General features: G+C 51.2%; 13 protein-coding genes. 6 read left to right on the plus strand and 7 right to left on the minus strand.

The window, feature by feature from the left end; genetic code table 11:
• Positions 1-77: 77 nt before the first annotated feature.
• The 6 genes from QCB44_RS08895 to QCB44_RS08920 all read right to left on the minus strand — a co-directional run bounded on the left by QCB44_RS08895 (position 78) and on the right by QCB44_RS08920 (position 10,306).
• Complete coding sequence (locus tag QCB44_RS08895) at positions 78-803, minus strand: copper resistance protein B (RefSeq protein ID WP_279409530.1); 726 nt, start codon at positions 801-803, stop codon at positions 78-80.
• Between the two features lie 21 nt (positions 804-824).
• Entirely contained in the window at positions 825-2,888 is a 2,064-nt protein-coding gene (locus QCB44_RS08900; protein WP_279409531.1) for a copper resistance system multicopper oxidase, read from the minus strand.
• Between the two features lie 144 nt (positions 2,889-3,032).
• Entirely contained in the window at positions 3,033-3,473 is a 441-nt protein-coding gene (locus QCB44_RS08905; RefSeq protein WP_279409533.1) for a hypothetical protein, read from the minus strand.
• A 92-nt stretch (positions 3,474-3,565) separates the two neighbouring features.
• Positions 3,566-5,962 (minus strand): HD domain-containing phosphohydrolase, encoded by a 2,397-nt coding sequence (locus tag QCB44_RS08910; RefSeq protein WP_279409535.1) that lies wholly within the window; start codon positions 5,960-5,962, stop codon positions 3,566-3,568.
• Between the two features lie 102 nt (positions 5,963-6,064).
• Entirely contained in the window at positions 6,065-9,184 is a 3,120-nt protein-coding gene (locus QCB44_RS08915) for an efflux RND transporter permease subunit (RefSeq protein WP_279409536.1), read from the minus strand.
• A gap of 3 nt (positions 9,185-9,187) precedes the next feature.
• A complete protein-coding gene (locus QCB44_RS08920) occupies positions 9,188-10,306 on the minus strand; it encodes an efflux RND transporter periplasmic adaptor subunit (protein WP_279409537.1) in 1,119 nt (372 codons plus the stop codon).
• A gap of 207 nt (positions 10,307-10,513) precedes the next feature.
• On the opposite strand from QCB44_RS08920, the gene QCB44_RS08925 reads away from it, so the two are divergent.
• A complete protein-coding gene (locus tag QCB44_RS08925; RefSeq protein WP_279409538.1) occupies positions 10,514-11,230 on the plus strand; it encodes a YebC/PmpR family DNA-binding transcriptional regulator in 717 nt (238 codons plus the stop codon).
• A gap of 117 nt (positions 11,231-11,347) precedes the next feature.
• Here QCB44_RS08925 and QCB44_RS08930 read toward each other — a convergent pair whose 3' ends face one another.
• On the minus strand, positions 11,348-13,231 hold the full coding sequence (locus QCB44_RS08930) for a sigma 54-interacting transcriptional regulator (protein ID WP_279409540.1): 1,884 nt from the start codon (positions 13,229-13,231) through the stop codon (positions 11,348-11,350).
• 293 nt (positions 13,232-13,524) lie between these two features.
• Between QCB44_RS08930 and QCB44_RS08935 the strand changes: the two genes are divergently transcribed.
• The 5 genes from QCB44_RS08935 (at position 13,525) to QCB44_RS08955 (ending at position 17,845) form a co-directional block, all read left to right on the plus strand.
• Entirely contained in the window at positions 13,525-14,997 is a 1,473-nt protein-coding gene (locus QCB44_RS08935) for a CmpA/NrtA family ABC transporter substrate-binding protein (RefSeq protein ID WP_279409542.1), read from the plus strand.
• Positions 14,998-15,014: 17 nt separating this feature from the next.
• Complete coding sequence (gene ntrB, locus QCB44_RS08940; protein WP_279409543.1) at positions 15,015-15,845, plus strand: nitrate ABC transporter permease; 831 nt, start codon at positions 15,015-15,017, stop codon at positions 15,843-15,845.
• A gap of 8 nt (positions 15,846-15,853) precedes the next feature.
• Entirely contained in the window at positions 15,854-16,705 is an 852-nt protein-coding gene (locus tag QCB44_RS08945; RefSeq protein WP_279409545.1) for an ABC transporter ATP-binding protein, read from the plus strand.
• 30 nt (positions 16,706-16,735) lie between these two features.
• Complete coding sequence (gene cynS, locus QCB44_RS08950; RefSeq protein ID WP_279409546.1) at positions 16,736-17,179, plus strand: cyanase; 444 nt, start codon at positions 16,736-16,738, stop codon at positions 17,177-17,179.
• A gap of 195 nt (positions 17,180-17,374) precedes the next feature.
• Entirely contained in the window at positions 17,375-17,845 is a 471-nt protein-coding gene (locus QCB44_RS08955; RefSeq protein ID WP_279409548.1) for a CopD family protein, read from the plus strand.
• Positions 17,846-17,914: the final 69 nt, after the last annotated feature.

Below are 17,914 nucleotides of genomic sequence, written 5' to 3' on the forward strand. Positions count from 1 at the left end.
TTTGATGTGGTGAACCCTGTTTGATGTAACGTTCGGCAACAAGGAATTGCCGAACTTGGGTGTTGCGCTAAAACGGTTTAAAACCAAATCCGAAGCCCGGCGACATAGGCGGTTTCCAGATCGTCGTCGTGGTAGTCGGCGGTTTCGCCAAAGGTTTTATGCCACTCCACGCCAATGTAGGGCGCAAACTCGCGCCGTATCTCATAACGCAGTCTTAATCCCAGAGCCGCCGATGCCAGCCCGGAACCAATTTGCAGCTCCGGAATGTCGTCACTGTAGGCTTCGGCTTCGATTTCGGGGGTGAGAATCAGACGCTGAGTGATTAAGGCTTCATATTCTGCACTCAAACGCACCCCTAGAGTACCATCGCCGTCGACCAGGGCATGGGCTTTGGTTTCAAAGAAGTAGGGCGCCATGCCTGAAAAGCCGATAATCCCCCAGTTATGGGTATTGTCTTCATGCACATCATGGCCAAATCCGGCTTGAAGGTCCCAGTAAGGCGCCACGCCTTGGCTGTAGAGCAAGCGGTTTTCGCTGTCAGTATTTCCGGAAACCGATTCCCCACTGGATTCGAGTACGACTTTTTTGAGGCCCTTCATTACCCAGAACTCAGTTTCCCAGATTAGAGGGGTATCCTTCTGGTCGCTGAGTTCGAGTTTGTCGATCATCAGTTTGCTGACGACCGGTTCCTCCATCATGCCGGCATAGGCTTTGGGGGCTGAGAACATCGATAGCAGCAGAGATAACAAAGTGAACAGGCCTGCTGGGTTGGTCATTTTTTTCGTTATTAAATTGGTTTTCATGATTTTTCTCCGATTTTTTGGTTAAGCCACAATCACTTTGCGGAACATGCCGGACATGTGGAACAGCATATGGCAGTGGTAGGCCCAGACGCCTTTGGCGTCCACGGTCACGCGATAGCTGATTTTGGAACCCGGTTGGACAATCACGGTGTGTTTGCGCGGCAGATAGTTCAGATCACCGCTTTCCAAGTCGCTCCACATGCCGTGCAGGTGCATCGGATGATTCATCATGGTGTTGTTTATAAAGGTGATACGGATCCGTTCGCCGTACTTGAAATGCATCGGTTCTGCTTCAGAATAGGGTACGCCGTCAATTGACCACATATAGCGTTCCATATTGCCGGTGAGATGCATCACAATTTCCCGATCCGGCTGCGGGTCATGGCGTGTGGTGTAGAGATTTTTCAGATCCGCATAGGTGAGCACCTTGCGTCCGTTATTGCGCAACCCGACACCGGGATCGGAGAGACGGTATTGCGGACTTTCGGCCCGCATGTTGGTGTGCGCGCCCCATTTGACTTGCGCTTCTTCGACCGGCCAATTTTGCGGCAAGGTGTTCGCATCCACCATCGTCATAGCGTGGGAATCGTGTCCCATGGCAAGGTGGGTTTCGGCATCCATACCGGTACCGTTCATATTGTCGCTAGACATCACGTCGTCCACAGGGAAGTCGGGGTCACTCATCGAGTCCATTGTGTGGTTCATATTAGCGTGACCGGAATGCATGGAGTGGTCCATTGGTTGATCCATGGTTGGTGTCGTATCGGACATATTCATCTCGACGTGCGCGGTATGATCCATTTGTGGCCCGTCATTCGACATGGCCACGTCGTCGTGTGCGGAATGGTCCATGGCTGACAGGCGCCTATCCATCATGTCGTCTTGCATGGCCTCATCATGCGACATGTGGCCCATATGATGGCCGCCCATGCCCATGCCCATATCGGCGTGGGTCAGAATTGGCAGGGGGTCCATCTCCGGAATCTCGGCGGTGATAGCGGTGTCGGTGGTCAGGCTGCCTACGGCGTAACCGGAACGGTCAATGGCCTGCGCAAATAGGCAGTAAGCGCTTTGGTCCTGTGGTTCTACCAGAACATCGTAGGTTTCGGCGACACCGATGCGGAATTCGTCGATCTCTACCGGTTGAACCAGATTGCCGTCAGCCGCAATCACGGTCATTTTGAGTCCGGGAATGCGCACGTCAAAAAAGGTCATCGCCGAACTGTTGATAAACCTGAGACGGATTTTTTCCCCTTTTTTGAACAGGCCTCTCCAGTGGGTGGCGGGGCTGATGCCGTTCATCAAAAAGGTGTAGGTATAACCGGTGACGTCAGAGAGATCACGGTCAGACATTGCCATCTCATTCCACATTTTTCGGTCGTTAAAGGCCTGTATAAAGCCTTTTTGACTGACTTCACCGAAAAAATCTCCCAAGGTTCTCTGTTTGAAGTTGTAGTAAGCCGGCATTTTTTTCAGTTTAGCCTGGATGGTGTGCGGATCTTCGTCACTCCAGTCGGAAAGCTGGATGACATAGTCCCGTTGATATTCATAGGGGTCCGATTCTTTGGGCACAATGACGATGGCCCCATACATGCCGGTTTGCTCCTGAAAGCCGGAATGGCTGTGATACCAGTAGGTGCCGTGTTGTTGCACTTTAAAGCGGTAGGTAAAGGTTTCACCCGGTTTAATGCCGTCAAAAGTCAGTCCGGGAACGCCGTCCATCTCAAACGGCAGAATAATGCCGTGCCAGTGAATTGAACTGTCTTCCTGGAGATGGTTGGTGACATGCAGGGTAATTTCGTCCCCTTCTTGCCACATGAGTGTTGGACTGGGCAGCATGCCATTGACGGTGGTGGCGATCTGCGGTTGGCCGGTAAAATTGACCTGGGCTTCCACGATGTCCAGATGGAATTCCGTTCCACTCAGAACCTGAGGGCTGGAGGCTTGTGGAATGGAATCAGGCATGGCTGCCAGGGCGGTTTTCAGATTGACTGCAGCTAAAGCAGAGCCGGCAACGGCCCCTTTTATAAAGGTGCGGCGAGACAGACGGGCCTCTTCACCCATCTTTGAAAATGGTAATTTCATCTTTGATACTCCTGAATTAAATACGCCATCAGGAAATCCCAGAAACGGCACAAACGTTGGCTGGATAGTGACTTTGTGAAGCGTTCGAGAATTCCTGAACAGGCCTGTTGAATCCGTGATTAACCGGATGCAAGCCTTAGATTGTTAAACAGACAGGAGTGGGTACAGAGGGGGACGTAACTCCGGAGGAACCGGGCGCTCGGTAATGGCGTCGTGTGAAGTAGGTTGTGCTTGGCTAAGCAGCATCGGAGAAATCTGTACGCTATTTAAGTAGGCCATCATCGGTGCGGCGGAAATGACGACACAATGGCCTTCGCCGCAGTGGCCGTCACACTGATGCAACAATGAGAAAGCGGAATCACAGCACGCCATTTCGCTAGAATCGTGATGCTGGGTGTTAGCCATTTGGTGTGGATGGTGCAACTGGTGCTGCATTGCCAGAGCGTGATCCATGACGCGGACCTCGTCAACGTGCTGAGAATGGTGTTTTTGATGCGGCTCTGTAACGTGCAACATGATGCCTTCAGCCAGCGCCGGCCGAATAGAAATCAATAGCGCAAAAAACATAAAAAGCACACGTTTCATCGGAGACATCGTCTTATAAATTATGACAATCGAAGTTTAAATCTGTTTTAAGCTTAGTAAAAACCAAGTGATGTTGTCAACTATAAGGCGTTTTATTGCATGGACGGCAGTTCGTTATCGTCAATCTGCCCCGGTTTTAAAAAACGGTTATAGGCTTTGTAAGCGCCGCTTTCAATAAAGAACTTCAGCAGGGTTGCGTCAATCAGTCCCGCCTGACTCATGGAAGAGAGAATTCTGAAAATTTCTGAAAGCGAATGCGGCTCCTTATAGGGGCGGTCTTGGGCGGAGAGGGCTTCATAGAGATCGGCGAGAATCAGAATGCGGTCCTCCAGGGTTAACTGTTCGGCTTTCAAGCCGCGCGGATAGCCGGATCCGTCGAGTTTTTCGTGGTGATTGGCGGCAATATCGATAATGCGACTGTATTTGTCCGGAAACGGCAGCGTTTGCAGGATTTCCAGAGAGATGCGCGCATGATCCATGATTTTTTCGCGTTCCATGCTGTTGAGGGTGCCACTGCGGATGCTGAGATTGAGCACTTCATCCTCTTGCAGCAGGGGCGAAGGCTGGCCGGCCTTGTCATAGCGCAATTCGGCAAGCCGTTGAATATGCTCTAACTCTTCATCGGTTAGGAGGTCATTGCCGGTGTTGATGCGTTTCAAGAACTGATAATCGTCATCCAGCTGTTGCGGGGATTCCGACCAGGCCTGTTCCATTTTTGTGTACTGTTCCTTGCCAATCGCCTCTTGCAGAGCTTGCCTAAGATGCTGAATGGTTTGGTCGCGTTTCAGTACCTCGATTCGATCTCCGATCATCTCAATCCGATCGCATACTTTTTCCAATTTGCTGGCTTTTTGCATGACAAACTCGGGCGTGGCGATTTTGCCGACATCGTGCAGCAGTGCCGCCATTTTAATGGTTTGCAACTCTTCGGCATCGTAATGCACCTCGGGATAGGTGGTGCGGTCACGATCGATTGCTTCGGCAATAATCATCGCCAGTTCGGATACTTGGCGCACGTGATTACCGGTAAAGGTGCATTTTTCATCGGTGACTTTGGCAATCGTCGCGATAAAGGATTCAAACAGGCGTTCCATTTCCTGGATTAACAGGCTGTTGGCGAGTGAAATGGCCGCTTGAGAGGCAAGCGCCAACGCATTTTGCAGATCTTTTTCTCTAAAGGGCACCGTGTGCCCAGCTACGTCCTGCTTGTTGATCAACTGCAAGACGCCCAGCAGTTTTTGTTCGCGATCCAACAGCGGAATCACCAACATGGAACGTGATTCATAACCGGTTTTTTGGTCAAACTCTTTGGCTCCGCTGAAGTCAAAGTGTGGTGAATCGTAGATGTTTTCCAGATTGATCGGTTTTTTGTTCAGGGCGCACAGAGCGGCGACCATCTTGGTATTAGGACTGCCGTTTTCTAAATAGAGCGGTAAGCTCTCCCACTCTTTAACTTTATCGGTACGCGCTTTGCGGATGTTCAGCGTGCGGTTGATGACGACTTCGAACAGTAAGGATTGTTGATCGTCGGAAATACGATACAGGGTGCCGGCATCGGCATGTGAAAAGGCCATCGCCTGCTCAAGAATCATCACCATTAGATCATCGACGCTGGTTTCCGCCGATAGAGCCTGAGCGATACTTAACAGAGATTTCAGTTGCTGGGCTTCGTCATTTTCGTGGTGCGCGCAACGCTTTTGGGTGACGACAGGATCAGAACCAAACAGGTCCAAGCAGTCTCCCGACTGCAGAATTTTACCAATAAAGGGTTTGAGCTGGCGGTGGTTGAGTTCGTCGATAATCTGCGTTTCATAGGCCGGTTTAAGGTGGTATGGATAGAGTTTCACTGGATGATTAAGTTGGTTAAGCAGTTCAGTGAGTTTCCGTGGTGTCAGATGATGGCTGTGTTCGGCCAGGGTTTCCATATAGGAAGGAAATGAGGTTTCGATGACGATATTGTGTAACTGCGGGTCGGCGTTAATGCGATCGACCAATTGCGGCGTCAGCGCGGTGTCTCCTGAAAACAACCAGCTCTGTTTCTCACGGCGAACCAAGAAGCCACAGGCCCCGGCACAATGGTTAGCCGGAATGGGCGTCAGTTCCAAGTCGTCTATGCCAATCGGCTGTTCATATTCCAGTGTAACGAATGAGAGCATGGGCTGTTTTTGCAGCGGGTGCTCAATGGCCTGAAACCGGGGCCACACAACATCGTTGAACAGGTTCTCTTCCAGCGCTTTGATGGTTTCGGGCAGTGCATAGACCTTGAGCGGCACGGCGCGTTTTTCAAAATGGGTTTCAATCAGAAACGGCAGATCCAGAATATGGTCGAAGTGGGCGTGGGTCAGAAAAACGTGCTCGATGGCGTTACTCTCTTCACCGAGTTCACGCATCACATTGCCGGCGTCAATCAGCAACCGCCCATTTAGTAGAAAAGAGGTGCAACCGCGATGTTTGTCGAGGCTGCCAGCAGCGCCGAGAACTCTGACCATAACAAGCCTGTCTTAAGGTTAAAAGGTAATATCTATACGCCACTATAACGACTCCCATTTTCACTGTAAACCCGTGGCCAGCGTTAAACTGACCAGGCCTGTTCACTTTGCCGGAGGTGTTTTCAAAGCGGCTTCCAGTCGATGGGTGTTGGCTAACGGCGAGCCGCTGCGTTTTGCAAGCAGGGCATACACGGCTGGAATCACAAACAGGCTGAGCAGGGTCGAGAAGGCCACGCCCCAGAACAGTACGATACCGATAATGTAACGGGTTTCCGCGCCGGCACCGCTCGATAAAATCAGCGGCACGGTCCCGGCGATGGTGGTGACCGCCGTCATAATAATCGGGCGTAAGCGCAGCTGAGTGGCGCTGACCAGTGCATGATACAGCGGCAGGCCGCGATCGCGCAGCTGGTTGGTGAATTCGACGATCAGGATGCCGTTTTTGGTGGCCAAACCGAGCAGGAGCACCAGTGCAATCTGGCTGTAGATGTTCAGCGTCATGCCGTAGCCCAGCAGCGCAAACAGCCCGCCAGCCAGGGCCAGAGGCACGGTAAACAGAATGACCAATGGATGAATAAAGCTTTCAAATTGTGCTCCCAGTACCAGGAAAATCACCACGATGGCAAACAGAAACACAAAATAAAACGAACTCGACGCCGTCTGGAAGTCACGCGACTGCCCCTTGTAGTCGATAATCGCTTCTTCAGGCAGGGTGGCACGGGTCAGTTGGTTTAGGTAATCCAAGGCCTCTCCAAGCGACAAGGAATCATTCAGTTTTGCAGACAGCGTCATCGAGCGTACCCGGTTGTAGCGGTTAAGACTGGAGGCGACACCAGCCGTCGTCCATTCGGTAATCGCCGACAGAGGAATCATCTGTTGCGTGTCGTCGGAACGCAGATAGATCTGTTCCAAGTCTTGCGGTGACCGGAACCACTGGTGATCCGCCTTGACCAGAATGTCGTACTCCTCACCCTGATGCTGGTAGGTGGTGATGCGCTTACTGCCGAGGAGTATCTGCAAGGTTTCGGTCAGGTTTTCGTGGGAGATGCCCAAGGCTTTCGCTTTGGCGTAATCCACTCTGAGACGTAGCTGCGGTTTATTAGGTTCGTAATCCCAATCCATTCCCGTCAGGCCTGGATTGCTGTCGGCAATCGCCTGATCCATCAATACTTGCCACTGTTCCAATTGTTGGTAGCTGGAGCCGCCGATGACAAACTGCACCGGTTTTTGGATGCGCCCGCCAATCGGCGAACGCATGACCGGAACCGCTTTGACTCCGGTGAGATCAGCCAGTTTTTCACGTACTTCGTCCATAATCACATAAGCGGAACGGCGTTTGGCCCAATCCTCAAGGACGACAATCACAAAACCGCTGTTAAAGATTTCACTGTTACCGAAAGAGCGCGGTGTACGGATCAGCAGGCGTTTCGCCTCCCCGTTTTCCACCAGCGGCATTAAGCGCTCTTCGATTTCATTCATATAGCTTTGCATGTATTCAAAGGTCGCGCCTTCGGGGCCTTTTACCATGACGAAAAAGGCGCCGCGATCCTCTTTAGGCACATATTCTTGAGGAATCTGTTGCGCATAATAGCTGGCCGAACCGACCAAGGCGATAAAGGCCATTCCAGCCACCCAGGGATGGCGCAGGTTTTTGATTAAAATTCTCTTAAAGATATGGGAGGATGGTCTTGATTTAGCGATTTTTTGGGTTTTATTTTGGGAGGGGTTCGGTTTTAGCTGGCGAGCCGGTTTGAGGATTTTTGACGCTAGCGCAGGTGAGAGGGTCAGGGCTACCCAGCTGGAAAAAATCACCGCGACCGCCAAGGTGACCGCAAATTCCGAGAACAGACGGCCGATCTGTCCTTCCAAAAAAGCAATCGGCAGAAACACGGCAATCAGCGTCAGGGTGGTGGCAATGACTGCAAAACCGACCTGTCGCGTGCCCAGATAAGCGGCGGCGATGGGTACATAACCTTTATCGAGATGGCGCTGGGTGTTTTCCAGCACCACGATGGCATCGTCCACCACCAGACCGATGGCCAGTACCAGCGCGAGCAGGGTCAGCAGGTTGATCGAAAAGCCGAGCATCCACAAGACGCCAAAGGTGGCGATCAGAGACACCGGTAGGGTCACCATCGGCACCAGAGCGGCGCGCCAGTTTTTCAAGAACACCAGCATTACCAACGAAACCAGGCCAAGGGCGATAAACAGCGTTTTATAAACCTCGTCGACCGCCTGTTCAACAAATACCGAGGAGTCGAAGCTCTCCGCCAAATGCAGCCCCTCCGGCAGGGTTTCATTGATCTGAACGCGGCGTTCACGTGCGAGCTTAGCCACCGTCAGAGTGTTGGCATTGGATTGTTTGACGATCCCGATGCCGACCATCGGCTGGCCGTTTCCACGGAACAGGCGGCGACGTTCAATCGCACCCAAGCGGACTTCCGCCACTTGGCTTAAGGTTACTTGCCCGATTTGACGGTCCTGTTTAATGACCATGTTTTCAAAATCGGCAATGGTTTTAAGCGGTTTGTCGGCTTGCAGGCTGAACAGGATATGTTCGCCCTGCAAAGAGCCTACCGGTAACTCGATATTGGAGGCGCGCAGTTGTTTTTCAATGTCCTGGGCACTGATGCCGTAGAGCGCCATTTGCTGAGGATTCAACCAGATGCGCAGGGCATAAGACTGGCCGCCGCCGACGCGAACACGGGCAACGCCATCCAACACCGCAAAGCGATCGACCAAATAACGCTCGGCGTAGTCGGTGAGTTCAGGAATGCTCATCTGATCACTGTTGAGGTTAAACCACATGATGACGCTTTCGTCGCCATCCACCTTTTCCACTTCAGGCGGTTTGGCCTGTTCCGGAAGGTTGTCGGCAATGCGTGACACCCGGTCACGAATGTCGTTGGCCGCGGCATCGATGTCGCGATCAATAGAAAATTCCACCTTAATCCGCGAACGCCCGTCGCTGGAGGTGGATTCAATAAAGCGAATGCCGGAAATACCGGAGATGCGGTTTTCAATCAGTTTGGTGATGCGGTTTTCCACCACCTGCGCCGAGGCGCCGAGATATTCGGTGTCGATGGTGACGATCGGTGCATCGACATTGGGGTACTCGCGCAGGCTCATGCGATCAAAGGCCATAAGACCAAACGCCAGCAGCAACAAGGAAGCGACCGTGGCCAGTACCGGTCGCTTGACCGAAGTATCCGATAACCACATGCTTTAAGGCTCCTGCGTTGTTTGAGTGTCGGAAGCCTTGAGCAAGGTTTCTTGCGATTGTTGGTCCTGCATCGCCTTGATTTTAATCGGCTGTTTGCTGTTGACGCGCATGACGCCCTGGCTAACCACCAAATCGCCTTCCTTCAGGCCGGTTAACACTTCGGTATAGTTGGGGCCGATTCGTCCGGTTGTGACTTCGACTTTTTGTGCCTGATAGAGCCCAGAATTTTCTTTGGATGGAACCAGGCGGTAGATAAATTCTTTGTCGCCCAGCATCAGCACGGCACTGTTCGGCACGTGCAATTGCGCTTCGGTGGGCAGTGCCATTTCCGCTTCGACCAACATATTGGTTTTGAGGCGATGGTCTGGATTGTCGATCAATGCACGTACCTTGACCATACGCACATTCGCTTCGACACGCGGAGAAATGGCGCTGATTTTGCCGTGAAAGGTCTCATTAGGGTAGGCACTGCTGCGGATAGTGACGGTTTGGCCAAGGGTGAGGTTTTGCAGGAAACGTACCGGTACCAGGAGATCGAGTTTCATCTCCTGAGTGTTGTCCAAGCTGACAATTTGGGTGCCGGGTGACACAAGTGCTCCGACCGACAGAGAAGTGAATCCGAGTTGCCCGGAAAACGGTGCATAGATTCGCCGGTCGGCCACTTGGGCTTGAATCACTTTACGCTGAGCCACCGCAGTTTGCCATTCACGATATTTTTCGTCGACCATTGATTCGGTGACCGAGCCACGGCCGACGACCTCTTTGACGCGCTTGTATTGCAACCAGGCTTCTTCGGCCAGTGCTTTCGCTTCTTCCAAGCGCGCCAGTTCTTCGGCGGAATTCAGTTCTACCAGCAGCTGGCTTTGGCGCACCGTTTCCCCCTCTTTAAAGTGGATGGCCTGAATGGTATCGGTGACATTGGCGGTCAGATCAACCGACTGCTTGGCTTGAAGTTGCCCAAGTACCTGAATGGCCTGAGGTTGTGCGATTTTAGGCACTTTAAAGGCGATGATTTCAATCGGCGGCTTGGCGGCCTGTGCCGGCAGAATGAAAGCCGTTAGCCAGATCGAAAAAAATAGCAACAGGCGTGCAAATGGGCGTGATGAGGTCACGGAAAACATAAGGTGATTAGTCCGTTAAATAGGGTTGAGAATAAGAATTAATTTTATGACTCTTAGAGAGGTTTGACTAGCGTTTTTAGCCTGTTATTTTTGGAGAAAAACGTCAATTTTTCAATGGTTTTAACCTTTTCAGAAGAAGTGGCTATCCCCAATAGCGTTTGAATGCGTTAAAATCCCTGTTTTATTTTGGTTAACCGAGTAGCAAAAATGGGTAGAGCGTTCCAAAACCGTAAAGAGTCCATGGCCAAAACTTCCGATCAGAAGGCCAAGGTTTACAGCAAATACAGTAAAGAAATTTACATGTGCGCCAAAAACGGCGGCGTGGAAACCAGTGCTAATTTGGCGCTGGCCGGATTGATCGAACGCGCCAAGCGCGAGCAAGTGCCGGCGCACGTGATTGAAAAAGCGATTGATAAGGCCAAAGGTGGCGGCGGCGAAGATTTTGCGGTGGCGCGTTATGAAGGCTACGGTCCGGGCAATTCCATGGTGATTGTAGAGTGTTTGACCGATAACCCTAACCGTACCTTCGGCGATTTGCGCGGGGTGTTCAACAAAGCCAAAGCGAAATTGGGTACGCAAGGCAGCGTCAGCCACATGTTTGACCACAGCGCGATTTTTGTGTTTGCCGGTGACGATGAAGAGGCGGTACTGGAAGCCTTGATGATGGCGGATGTGGACGTGAGTGACATTGAAGCGGAAGATGGCAAAATTACCGTATTTGCGCCGAATACGGAATACGCCAAAACCCGCCAAGCGTTGACCGACGCGTTTGACGGCATTGAATTCGAAGTGGACGAAATCCAGTTTATTCCTCAGATGTTCAAAACCCTGGAAGGTGAAGACCTGGAACAGTTCGAGAAGTTTATCGATCTGCTGGAAAACGTCGACGATGTCCAGAACATCTATTACGACGTTGAACTGTAGGCGTTATTGCGCTTAATGGTTTTCCTTTTCACCGCATCTTGTCTGGGTGCGGTAACCTCCCAAACGGAGCAGGCCTGTTCCGTTTGGGGACTTCTCCGCTTCAGCTCTGCTGGCGGGTTACACCTCAATATAGTGATGGCGGTTGATTCCCAGCTTCTTAATCCGTGAACTTAAGGTAGTGGGTTTGATGTTGAGCAGGCTTGCAGCACCGTCTTTGCCGAATACTTTGCCGTTACAGTGTTTTAAGGCATTAATAATGTTACGTTTTTCTAATGCTTGCAGATCTTCTTTGGTTTGAATGTCCATCGAGATTGTTGCCTGTTCACTCATGGAGAGTGGAAGCTCGCGTGTTTGTGGCAAATTGAGTTCCAAGCGTGTGTCGTGGGAAAGGATCACCGCGCGCTCAATCACATTGACCAGTTCCCGGATGTTGCCGGGCCAGTTATAAGCCTGCATTTTTTGAATGTCTCCCAGCGTCAATGTCATTGGCGGCTTGTTGAACTTGGTGCACGCCAGTTTCAAAAAATGATCTGCAAGTAACGGAATGTCTTCGCTCCGTTCGCGTAGCGGGCTCGACTCGATCGGGAACACATTTAAGCGGAAATAGAGGTCCTCGCGGAAGTTTTTATTTTGTACTTCCTGTTTTAAATCTCGGTTGGTCGCGGCGATGATGCGCACATTCACCGAACGGGTTTTGGACTCTCCAACCCGTTCAAACTGCTGTTCCTGAAGCACGCGCAGCAGTTTGCTTTGCAGTTCCATGGGAATTTCCCCGACCTCATCGAGAAACAGTGATCCGCCGTCGGCCAGTTCAAAGCGCCCGGCGCGATCGCTGACCGCGCCGGTAAAGGCACCTTTAATGTGGCCGAAAAACTCGCTCTCGAAAAGTTCACGCGGAATGGAGGCGCAGTTCACCCGGATTAGCGGGCGGTTTTTGCGGCCGCTGCTTTCGTGAATGGCGCGTGCGATCAACTCTTTACCGGTGCCGGATTCGCCGTGAATGAAGACGTTGGCGTCGGTGGGGGCAACCAGCTCAATCTGTTGAATGATTTTGTGAATGGCCGCGCTTTTGCCGACGATTTCTTTGTAGTTGTGTTCGGCACGGTACTCTTCCTGCAAATAGGCGTTTTCCAATTCCAGGCGCTGTTGAAGGCTTTGCACCTCTTTTAGGGCGGCATGAAGCTGTTCCTCGGCGCGTTTGCGTTCGCTGATGTCGCGAAAAATGATCACCGCGCCGACCAGACGCTCGTTGTCGACAATGGGGGTACTGGTGTATTCCACCTGTATGGCGTTGCCATCTTTGCGCCAAAACAATTCATCTTCGACATGGCGTACTTCGCCATCCCGGAAGGCCGCATAGATATGGCAATCCCGACCATGGTATTCGCTGCCGTCTTCATGGCTGTGGTGAATCATGGCGTGCATATTTTTGCCAATCAATTCATTGGCTTTCCAACCCAGCATGCGTTCCGCCGCGGGGTTCATGAAGGTCGTGTTGCCATCGGTATCCACGCCGTAAATGCCCTCGCCGGCGGCTTGCAGAATCAACTGGTTTTCATGTTCGAATTCGCGGAAGACGTTTTCGATCGTTTTCCACTTTTGCAAACCATCGCGATGCAGGCGGTTGGCATCGGCAAGGCGTTCGAGCTGTTCAAGGGTTTTTTTATTGCGCAGGGTAAACCCTAACAGCGGTTCCGCAGGGGATTCTGTCTGTTGAATGCGGGAGGCAGAGGTTTCTATGTCCAATACTGTCTGATGACTGAGTGCTTGCAGTTCATTCGACCAGGCCTGTCCGGTTTCCAGTGCTTCTTCGGTAAAGACGACGAGTTTGGAGAGGCTGGGCCTGAAAATCGAGGTGACGGAAACGCTCAATAGTTCGGCAAGGGGTTTGCCGAAGAGTGAAGCGGCGGCTTTATTGGCTTGAATAATTCGGTTCTCAAACGGCGAAACAATCAGCATTGCTTCGCTGTTATGCCTAAAGAGGTCAGAGAAAATATTCATCATGTTTCCTATTTGGAACGGTGAGTTTTGAGGTTAAAACAAAAACCGAACCAACTGCCTACGAAGATTCGTAGGCATAGGTACGAAATTTAGTATTAATCCGAAAAGTTGTGGCGCGTTGGGAGGGGTGTTTTTCTTAAAATATTGATGTAAAACAACGTGTTGTATTTGCATTAGGCGACTGGCATACACGCTGCTCTTTAGGAAAGAGATTTGATGGTCTGCGAAATGAGATGTGTGTTTGCTGCACTGATTTTGATCAAGTTCTAACCTAAACTGTGCGAGGTGTTGAGATGTCTTTTAAAAGCTTAAGCGATCCGTTTGATCCTAATAAGAGTCTGCTGCATAAGTCAGACTGTGACTGTCCGATTTGTAAAACCGAAAAGCAGTCGGCGCATTTGTCGGAATCCCAAAAACAGGAAGCGATTGAAAAATCCGTTTACGAGTCTGGAATGAGTGCGAAAACGGCACATATGGATGCCACGATGGATTCGGCGTTGGATTCGAATGAAGCGATTATGGACCGTGCGATTGAGAGTGCGGTGGTGCGTTCGGTGTTCGGTCATAACGAAATGAGCCGTCGTTCGTTCCTGAGCATGATTGGTGGCGGTACTGCGGCAGCGGTATTGGGCAGCGTGTTCCCGATGGCGGAAGCGAAGGCCGCCATTAAAGAGACGATGGGTCTTGGCAAGCTGGAAAAGAGCAAACTCAACATCGGTTTTGTGCCGATTACCTGTGCAACGCCGATCATCATGGCGCACCCAATGGGCTTCTATGAGCGTTACGGTCTGGACGTTGACGTCATTAAAACCGCCGGTTGGGCGGTGGCGCGTGATAAGTCGCTGGCCAAAGAGTATGACGCGTCGCACATGTTGACCCCAATGCCATTGGCGATGTCGATGGGTGCGGGTTCGACGGCAAAACCATTCATTATGCCGACGGTTGAAAACATCAACGGTCAGGCGATTGTGTTGCATAACGATCACAAAGACAAACGCGATCCAAAACAGTGGAAAGGTTTCAAATTCGGTGTGCCGTTCGAGTATTCCATGCATAACTTCCTGTTGCGTTATTACGTGGCCGAGCACGGTTTGGATCCAGACAAGGATATTCAGATTCGTGTGGTTCCGCCACCAGAGATGGTTGCGAACTTGAGAGCGGGTAACCTGGACGGTTATCTGTCTCCGGATCCATTCAATCAGCGTGCGGTTTGGGAAAAAGTCGGTTTCATCCACACTTTGACCAAAGACATTTGGGAAGGCCATCCATGCTGTGCTTTTGCCTGTTCTAAAGAGTTTGCGGTGGAAAACCCAAATACCTACGGCGCGTTGTTGCGCTCGATCATTGATGCGACGGAGTACTCGGCCAAGGCGGAAAACCGTAAAGAAATTGCCGAAGCGATCTCACCGAAGAACTATCTGAACCAGCCGGTGCCGGTGGTACAGCAGGTTCTGACTGGGCGCTATGCAGACGGTTTGGGCGGGGTACAAGATGTACCGGACCGTATCGATTTCGACCCGTTCCCCTGGCATTCGATGGGTGTGTGGATTCTGACGCAGATGAAGCGCTGGGGTTATATCAAAGGCGATATCGACTACAACAAGATCGCTGAAGAAGTGTATCTGGCCTCTGAAACCGGTGCGGTGATGAAAGAGCTGGGCTATACCCCTCCGGATAAAACCTATGAAAACTACACCATCATGGGTAAAGAGTTCGACTACACCAAACCAGAAGAGTATTTGAACAGTTTTACAATCCGTAGATAGGAGACAAGGGGAAATTTATGTCTAAGGCATTGAGACTCAAGTCGACACTGGTCTCTCTGGTTCTGTTGGTGATCTTGTTAGGGGGCTGGGAATGGATGAACCAAATCCCGGCCGATACCAAGCCGCTGACAGAATACGAAATGCTGATGGGTGGTGCCTCTCAAGAAGCGAGAGTGCCGCCACCTTCCGAAATCATTAAATTGGGTTACGAAGAATTGAGTGACCCGTTTTATGACGCAGGCCCGAATGATAAGGGGATCGGCATTCAGTTGGGGTATTCCATTTACCGGGTGTTAATGGGCTTTTTGCTAGCCGCACTCATTGCCATTCCGGTCGGATTTTTGATTGGCATGTCACCGGTGATGTATAACGCCTTGAACCCGTATATTCAGGTATTAAGACCGATCTCGCCACTGGCTTGGATGCCTTTGGCGCTGTTTGTGATCAAGGATTCCGAGCTGTCAGCGATTTTCGTTATCTTCATCTGTTCCATTTGGCCGATGTTGCTGAACACCGCTTTCGGTGTCGCTAATGTCCGCAAAGATTGGATCAATGTCGCGAAGACGCATGAGTTAAGCGCCCTTAAAACCGCGTGGTATGTGGTGCTGCCGGCTGCCGCGCCGACCATTCTGACGGGGATGCGTATTTCCATCGGGATTGCCTGGTTGGTGATCGTGGCTGCAGAGATGTTGGTGGGGGGAACCGGAATCGGCTATTACGTGTGGAATGAGTGGAACAACCTAAACCTGGCCAGTGTGATTTTCTCGATTCTGATGATCGGGGTCGTGGGGATGCTGCTTGACCTTATTTTAGGGGGTGCGGCCCGCTGGATCGAGTATCGGGAATAGGAGGTTGAATGACAGCGCATTTTTTAGAAGTACAAGGTTTGAAGAAAAGCTATCCGGGTAAAGGCAAACACCCGGAAGCGGTGATTTTTGAGCACGCCAATTTCCAGATTGAAAAGGGGGAGTTTGTCTGTGTGATCGGTCACTCGGGCTGCGGTAAATCAACGATTTTGAATATTTTGGCCGGCTTGGACGAAGCCAGCGACGGCGTCGTCATTATGGATGGCAAAGAGGTATCGGGTCCCAGCTTGGAACGTGGTGTGGTCTTCCAGAACTACAGCCTGCTTCCTTGGCGTACGGCGCTGCAAAACATCACTTTTGCGGTTCAGGCACGCTGGCCGCAATGGAGCAAGGACCAGGTGGTCGAACACAGTATGAAATATTTGGATCTGGTCGGCCTTAAAGGCGCAGAGCACCGCAAGCCGTCGGAGTTGTCCGGCGGAATGCGCCAGCGCGTGAGTATTGCCCGTGCCTTTGCCACTCAACCGCAGATGCTGCTGATGGATGAACCGTTTGGCGCGCTGGATGCCTTGACCCGGGGCGTGATTCAGGAAGAGTTGATTAAGATCTGGAGTGAATCCAAGCAAACCGTTTTTATGATTACCCACGATGTGGATGAGGCGATTCTGCTTTCCGACCGGATTCTGCTGATGTCTAACGGTCCGAAAGCGCAAATTGCGGAGTCGGTAGAGGTGTCGATCCCCCGACCACGGAAGCGTACCGAAGTCATTCACCATGATGACTATTATAAAATTCGTAACCATTTAGTCGATTTCCTGGTTAATCGCTCTAAAGAGTACGCCAGGGACCAGGAAGAGATTGATCCGAATCGTCAGCCGACGACGGTCAGTTTTGCACGCTAAAGGAAAGAAAAGGAATAAGGGGAAAAAGAGATGATGTCCAAAGTAGAAATGACCGAAGCCATTATTTTGGCCAAAGCCGAAAAAGGAGCGAGCTGGCAGAGCATTGCCGAAGCGGTCGGATTGAGTGAAGTCTTTACCACTTCCGCTTGTTTAGGCATGAACAGTCTGAAAGTGGAAGCCGCAGAAAAGCTGTGTGCCTTTTTAGGTTTAGACAGCGAAGTCTCTACGGCATTGCAAGCGTTCCCGCATAAGAGCTGGGAGAAGGCGGTACCGACCGATCCGTTGATCTATCGTCTGTATGAAATCGTTGGGGTTTATGGGCCGACCATGAAAGAACTGATTCATGAAAAGTTCGGTGACGGCATTATGAGCGCCATCGATTTCTCGATGGATATTGATAAGGAAGAGAACCCGGCGGGTGATCGCGTGGTGGTGACCATGAACGGTAAGTTCCTGCCCTACAAGGCTTGGTAGAAGGCGTATCCATTTGTCAGATAGACAAGTGGGTGGGTCGCAGGAAAGGGAGTCTGTAGAATTTTGTAAAAAGGCAGACAATCGTTGTTTTTGACTTGCAGCGCGCGGTATGCAGAATGTAAGTTTAGAGCGGGCCTTGATTAAAGCCCCTTCTCCTTCATTTTACGCCACACGCCAACATCAAGAGAATTGTCTATGAATCTGTCAACCTTAGTGGCCACCTCCCTGCATACCGTTACCGCGGTGTTATGGATAGGTGGCATTTTTTTAGCCTATCGAGTCTTGCGTCCCGCCGCCATGCAATTGGAGCCTTCTGAAAGGTTATCTCTGTGGATGGGGGTGTTCAACCGTTTTTTTCCCTGGGTCTGGGGATTCATTCTGGTGTTGGTTGTGTCCGGGTATTGGGATTGGATGGTGCGTTTCGGCGGGTTTGAAGCGGCGCCTTTTTATCTACATGTGATGCATTTGATTGGCTGGGTGATGATTTTTCTGTTTGCCTGGTTGTATTTTGTGCCGTTTGCCCGCTTTAAGAACCTGGTGCTCAGCTACGACTTTGTTGAAGCGGGACAGGTGATGAATAAGCAAATGCGTCCGATTATTGCCCTGAACCTGTTTTTGGGAGTATCGGAAGCGGTGATCGGCGCTTCCGGTCCTTTTTGGAGCTAAACGAAATCGAACAGGCCTGTTCAAAAGGCGTGCTTCAGACATAAAAAAGCCCGTTTTATACGGGCTTTT

This window comes from Thiomicrorhabdus sp. zzn3 (assembly GCF_029767755.1).
GTDB lineage: Bacteria > Pseudomonadota > Gammaproteobacteria > Thiomicrospirales > Thiomicrospiraceae > Thiomicrorhabdus.